The 4,400-nt window shown below is 73.3% G+C and carries 3 protein-coding genes; all 3 read left to right on the forward strand.

Annotation, left to right across the window (positions count from 1 at the left end; genetic code table 11):
- The first annotated feature begins 13 nt into the window (after positions 1–13).
- Entirely contained in the window at positions 14–2,695 is a 2,682-nt protein-coding gene (locus CWIS_RS17545; RefSeq protein WP_053071607.1) for an aldehyde dehydrogenase family protein, read from the forward strand.
- Positions 2,696–2,711: 16 nt separating this feature from the next.
- Positions 2,712–3,947 carry a beta-ketoacyl synthase gene (locus CWIS_RS07475; protein WP_048342638.1) on the forward strand — a complete coding sequence of 412 codons (1,236 nt, stop codon included), beginning with the start codon at positions 2,712–2,714 and terminating at the stop codon, positions 3,945–3,947.
- On the forward strand, positions 3,940–4,400 hold a 461-nt coding region (locus CWIS_RS07480), incomplete at its 3' end, for a thiamine pyrophosphate-binding protein (protein ID WP_197080783.1). The genes CWIS_RS07475 and CWIS_RS07480, both read left to right, overlap by 8 nt.

Here is a 4,400-nt window from a genome sequence, read left to right on the forward strand (position 1 = left end):
GACGGGAGTCACCGTGCCTCACCCGCCCGCACTCGCGGTCGCCAGCCCGCGCAGCCAGCTCACGCACGCCGCTCTCGCGCGTGCCACCTCCACCGCTGCCACGGCCCTCCATGCGGCCGGCGTCCGAGCCGGGGACCGGGTCGGTCTGTGCATGCCGAACTCGCCCGCTCTCGTCGTGGCGTTCCTCGCCCTCGCGCGGCTCGACTGCTCGATCGTGCTGCTGGACGAGCGAGGCTTCGGTTCGCTCGCCGAGGCCGTCGCACTGACCGGCGCCACGCGCCTGGTGCTCTCGCGTGAGACCTGCGCCACCGAGGCGGCCGATCGAGCCGGGTGCCCGACGATCGACGGCGACGGCCTCGCCGCGCTCGCACACGGGCTCGTCGACGACGTGGCCGACGACACGCTGCGGCTCGAGGAGCTCGGCTCCTGGCCCTGGGCCGACCGTCCGGACGGGCTCACCCTCGTCACGTCGGGATCCACCGGCAGGCCCGACGTGGTCCCGCGCAGGCCGCGCGACTTCATCGCGAACCTGCGCCGGACCCACGACGTGATCGGCTACCGGCCGGACGACGTGCTCGCCCCGCTCCTGCCCCTGACGCACCAGTACGGCTTGTCGATCCTCCTGCTCGGGATCGTGCTGCGGCTGACGGTCGTCGTGGGTCCGCACGACCGCGTCCTCGAGGCGCTGCGGCTCGCGCGGCGGTTTCGCGCCACCGTCGTCGATGCCACGCCGCAGGCGCACGACGCGGTGCTGCGCGCGGTCGAGACAGGACGCATCGAGGCCGCCGGCCTGGACTCCGTCCGGCACTGGTGCGTGGGGGGTGGCCCCGTCGCGGCATCCCTGCAGCAGCGCGCCCAGCGGGTGCACGGATCGCTCCTGCTCGACGGATACGGCTCGACCGAGCTCGGCAACGTCGCACACGTACGACCCGACGATCCCGCACGGTTGCGTGCGCTGCCCGGGATCCGGCTTCGCGTCGTCGCCCCGGACGGCGACGAGCTCCCCCCTGGGGCGTGGGGGCATCTGCTCGTGCTGACGCCCGACGCGGGAGCAGGGACGTGGCACCCGACGGGCGACCTCGCAAGCCTCGAGACGGACGGCACGCTCGTCGTCCGGGGCCGTCACGAGGCAGTCCTGCGCAACGGTCTGGTGGTCTATCCGGCCGCGGTCGAGCGAGCCGCCGCAGAGGCCGGCATCCTCGGCGCCTGCGTCACCACCACCCACCCGGCCACGGCTCAGGACCGCCTCGTGCTGGTCGTCGAGGACCGGCTCCGCCACGGGCCGGGGTACTGGCAGCGCCGGGTGCGCGACGCCGTTCCCCCGTCGGTGCGCCCGGACCGCGTCGTCGTGCGTGACCACCTGCCGCGCACACCGGTCACGCACAAGATCGACCGGCGTCGGATCCGGGACTTCGTCGCGGTCCTCGACGGCGGGGTCAGGGACGAGCAGTTCACGTCCGTCCCCTTCCCGATGCGCATCGAGGCGCTGCATCGGGTCCGCGAGCACCTCACCGCGCGATCCGACGAGGTCGTCCAGCTCCTGCTGCCGTACTCCTCCCGCGAGGCGGCGCACATCGAGCTCGACGCGACCCTGTCCGCTCTCGCCGGCGCCGAGGCCGAGGTCGTCATGCACCGTCCGCCGGTCGTGCCCACGTCGTGGGTCCACATGCCGTCGAACGTCCTGCTGTACTCGTACGCGCTCTACGTGCTCATCCCGGCGCTGTTCACCGAACGCCTCGTCCTGCGGCCGTCGTCGCGCGTGCACGAGGCGACGGTCGCGCTGCACCGCGCGCTGCAGGCCGTGCACGGCCTGCCCGTCACGCTGGTCGCCGGCACGCAGGCCGAGCTCGTGCGGAGCCGCGGCAGTGCCCCGGGCACCATCGTCTTCACCGGCAGGTACCCGAACGCCGAGGAGGTGCGCCGGACGCTCGCGCCCGGCCAGCTCATGCTCTTCTTCGGTCAGGGCACCAACCCGATCCTCGTCGGCGAAGGTGCCGACGCCGCCGCCGCCGCGCGTGACGCCGTACGGATGCGCCTGCTCAACTCCGGCCAGGACTGCTTCGGGCCGGACCTGCACCTGGTGCACCGGGCGGTCGCCGACGAGTTCGTGCTCACGGTCACCGACCTGCTCGCGACCCACACGCTCGAGTCGATCGTCACCGCGGGATCGGACCACGTGCCCATCGCTGACCCGCTGGTGCTGCGCGACGTGATCGAGCACGTCGGCCGGCACCGCGCGCACGTCCGCTGGGGAGGTCGCGTCGACCTGCGACGCATGCTCGTCGAGCCGACCGTCCTGGTGTGGGACGTCGTCGACGCACCCGAGTGCTCCGAGGTCTTCGCACCCGTGCTGAACATCGCGGTGTACGACGACGAGCACCAGGTGCGCGAGGTGCTCGGCTCCGAGTTCTACCGTGAGCGATCCATGTGCGCCTCGCTGTACGGCGCCTCGGACGCGCTCGCTGCCTGGTGCTCCGACCGGATGACGACGTCGGTCGACGCGAGCATCGTCGCCACCGACGACCCCAACCAGGCGTTCGGCGGCGTCGGGGGCATGGCGAACTACGCCGCGTGGGCCGGCCGTACCGAGATCGGCCCGCTGCTCATCTCCGAGGCCGTGAGCCGCTGGTTCAGCGCCGAGCTTCCCGAGCCCACGCCGCTCGCGCCGCAACCACTTCGTCGATCGACGCCCTGAGACCAGAGGAGACATCATGACGGTCAGGGTCACCGGCCTGGGAGCGTTGTCGCCCCTCGGCGTCGGGATGGCGGACAACTGGGACGCCTTGCTGCGCGGCACGGTCGGGATCACCCGCATCACCGCGTTCGACCCGCTCGAGTTCCGCGTGCACATCGCGGGCGAGGTCGTCCCGTTCGACGCCGCCGAGGTGCTCCCTCCACAGGACGCGCGACGGCTGGACTCGTACGCCCAGTTCGGCGTGGTCGCGGGCATCCAGGCTGTCGAGGACTCCGGGCTCGACCTCGCCGCAGTCGACCCGACGCGCTTCAGCATCGTGGTGGGTACCGGGTACGGGTGCACCGCGGCGAACACCGAGGCCGTCCGGCTGCTCGACCGGTCCGGCCCCGCCCGCTTCACGCCCGCGCCCGCCGTCTACGGGGCGCAGGACATCGTCGCGGCGTACCTCTCGCTGCGGTGGGGCGCGCTCGGCGAGAGCCTGTGCCTGAGCGCGGCGTGCGCCTCCGGGACGGTCGCGATCGGTCAGGCGATGCGCCAGATCGAGTGGGGTCTCGCGGACGTAGTCGTGGTGATCGGAGCCGACGGCGCCGTGACGCCGCGCGACCTCGCGGTCGTGTGCGGCTCACGGGCGCTGACCGCGACGCACAACGACGACCCGAAGTCGGCGTGCCGGCCCTTCGACCGCGACCGCGACGGCTTCGTGCTCTCGGCCGGTGCTGGCGCGCTCGTGCTCGAGAGCGCCGAGCACGCGGCGCGGCGCGGCGCGTCCGTACGGGCGTCGCTGGTCGGGTACGGGGCCGCGTCGGACGCCCACCACCTCACCGCACCGCACCCGGAGGGCCGCGGGGCGGTGACCGCGATGCGCCGTGCGCTCGCGTCCGCCGGACTCGAGCCGGGAGCGGTCGACCACGTCAACGCGCACGGCACCGGGACGCCCAAGAACGACGAGGTCGAGGCTCACGCCCTCAGAACCGTCTTCGGGGACCACGTGGGTGCTGTCGCCGTGACCTCGACGAAGTCCATGACGGGTCACATGATCGGCGCGGCGGGCACGTACGAGGCTGCCGCGACCGTCCTCGCGTGCGCCGAGGGCCGGGTCCCTCCGACCATGAGCTGCCCCGACCCGGAGTTCGACTTCCTCGACGTGGTGCGCGACGAGGCACGGGCGACACCCGTCACGTACGCGTTGACCAACTCGTTCGGGTTCGGTGGGCACTGCGCGACCGTCGTCGTCGGACCACCCGATGCGTGACGCCGACCGCAGCTGGTGGGACGAGGCGGCGGACGAGCTCGTCGCCGCGGGCATCGACCAGGTCTTCGCGCTGCCCGGTGACGACATGCTCGCCCTCGGCGCTCTCGACGCCCGAGGTGTCGGGGTCGTGCTCGCGCACTCGCAGCGCACCGCGGTCCACATGGCGTTGGGGTACGCGGCGACGACCCGTGGCGTCGGTGTCGTCGTCGTCGGCCGCGGCCCCGGCATCGCGGGCGCGTTGGGCGCGATGCTCGAAGCGGCGACGGGCAGCACGCCTCTCGTCGTGCTCTCCGGCGGCGCTCCGCTCGGTGAGGCGCATCCGCAGACCTTCCAGTACGCGCCGCAGCTCGAGCTGGTCCGCCCGCTGTGCCGCAGCGCCGTCCGCGTCGAGACCTCGGGCGAGGTCCGCGCGCGGGTGGCCCAGTCGCTGCTCGTCGCGGCGGGACCGCCGGC

This window comes from Cellulomonas sp. A375-1 (assembly GCF_001040865.1).
Taxonomy (GTDB): domain Bacteria; phylum Actinomycetota; class Actinomycetes; order Actinomycetales; family Cellulomonadaceae; genus Cellulomonas; species Cellulomonas gelida.